The 2,034-nt window shown below is 45.8% G+C and carries 1 protein-coding gene and 1 pseudogene; both read right to left on the bottom strand.

Going from position 1 to position 2,034, the window contains the following annotated elements:
• Positions 1–14 precede the first annotated feature (14 nt).
• Positions 15–1,595 (bottom strand): DUF935 domain-containing protein, encoded by a 1,581-nt coding sequence (locus ACFINZ_RS09415; protein ID WP_375701389.1) that lies wholly within the window; start codon positions 1,593–1,595, stop codon positions 15–17.
• 12 nt (positions 1,596–1,607) lie between these two features.
• Positions 1,608–2,034: pseudogene (locus tag ACFINZ_RS09410) on the bottom strand (hypothetical protein); the annotation flags it as partial.

Here is a 2,034-nt window from a genome sequence, read left to right as displayed (position 1 = left end):
TTTTAAAAAGTTCCTCATCCATGATACCCAAGCCCACGTGCAATCATTTGTACTTTTGCCAAGCGCGCTGCTAATGCATGATGATCCATCTCACCCAATAATTCATCTAAGCCTTTTAGGATATCCTCATAACTTGTTGCTTCTCTTACAAGCTTTTTAAAAGGCTCTAAAAGGGGTTCTAAGTCCTCTTCCCAGTCACTTAAAGCTTCTTGTGAAAGCCGGTCCAATTCGTCGTGATATTTCCCACCCTTCTCTTTTGCACCCTTGCTCTCTCTTGTCACAGAAACATCAAAAACACCTCCACAATCAGCACAAACATGAGCCTTTTCTCCCCTCTCATCATCAAGCGCATTATCAGGAGCCTTTAAAACATCCTCTTCCTTTTTTGGTTGCGAAAAACCAATCTTATTGCGCACTTCTTGCGCCCCAACACGCAAACCTAAAGGCACAAGTTTTTCCAGCGCATCACTAATCGCTTTAATGTCTTCATTTTCCGAAATCGGCCAATAAACAAGGGGAGTGCGCTCTTGGCGCCCAAAATTAATCTCAACAAAGGGCACAATTAAATCACGATTAGCCGTTAAAGCTAATTGACGTGCATCAGCTCTGGCAATATCATGGCGCACATTTTCATGAATGCGCGCTTGCGAAAAGGACGAACCATCATCCGTCGTCATGGTTTGCCCCAACACACCTTTAGAAATTTGTCGATCTAAATATTCCGCCTTAGAAGCAAACACCGCATTGCCACTGCCCCCTGCCGCTTCAATAAATTCAATCTCCATTTCTTTGGGAATAATCGCTGCCGCATCACTGGATAAATCACGCACCGCTTGAATGAGAACCCGCCGTTCCTCATGAGAAGAGCTTGCCCCATATTTACCCACACGCAAAGGCATACCGTAAACTTCTAAAAATGCCATCCAATCTTTCAGTGTATAAGACTTGAAGAGAAATGCCCAAGCTGCAAGCCGCGCAAGCCCAGAACGAATAGGCAAACCGCTTTTTAACTTGGGTCTGTGAATAGAAAATTTATAAGCAGGCAATTCACTTCCATTAAAAGACCCCTCTTCTTTTAAACGCAAATGAAAACCATCCCGCCGATCCAATTGAAAAAACCGCTGGTCACGCCATTTCCAAGCAACCGGCCACCATTCCTTGGCACTCTTGTCCCACAAGGTTTCTACAACCGCATAACCTTTCCCCAAAGCATCCAATAAATCCGTCACATAATCATCAACAAAGGTAGGCGCACTGATCACTTCCCGCACCGCATCTGCTATCTTTTTGTCCTGTGCACTATTGCTTGCGGCAATCACTCCAGGCTCCACCCCTGTGAGAGCATTTTTACGCATGCCAAGCACAGCACGATAATGCAAATCACGCTCTTCCATATCATCGGCAAGTTGAAAAAACTGCTCTGGATGCCCCCGTGCTGCCTGTTGCAAAATATCAGCAAGTTGCGCAGGGGTCAGACCACTGACAATGGTTTGTGACCATACATCACGAACACCGCCAACGGTAGGGCTTGCAACTTCTCGCTCCAACCCTTTGATATTCAGCGCCCTGCCCCACTGATCTAAAAGTTTTACCATCTCATCATCCCATCAATAAATCTTTGATCGCATTGTTGAAAAAAAAGGCGTTGAAAAGAGCGAGCTTTCATCAAAACGATAAGCCTCTCTCACAGGTGTATAATCATAAATTTCAGGAGTTTGGCGGCTGGCAAAATAAGCCAAAGCGCAAGCAATCGCGCTATCACCATGGCGCATAAAACCATCACTGCCTTTAAAACGATGATTGTCTGGAATCTTCACAATGCCATTGACATAAGCAAGCGCTTGATGATCGGCAACAATGTCACTATCGCGCGGCAAAACAATCGTCCCATCCCCAAAAGCTTCTAAATAAGCCGGCATTTCTTTGCCATACCAACTTTGCGACAATTGCACTTCCCTCACACAAGCCCCATAACGCTGCGCCGCTTTTTCGGCTAAATAAGCCCCATTGCCCCGCGCATCTAACGCGCCGCCC

The organism is Bartonella sp. AA81SXKL, from assembly GCF_042196945.1.
In the GTDB taxonomy this organism is placed as follows: domain Bacteria; phylum Pseudomonadota; class Alphaproteobacteria; order Rhizobiales; family Rhizobiaceae; genus Bartonella.
This window is presented reverse-complemented; position numbering and strand designations above follow the sequence as displayed.

Coding starts and splice junctions, on each gene's coding strand:
- ACFINZ_RS09415 (WP_375701389.1), bottom strand. CDS start 1,595: ATGGTAAAACTTTTAGATCAGTGGGGCAGGGCGCTGAATATCAAAGGG.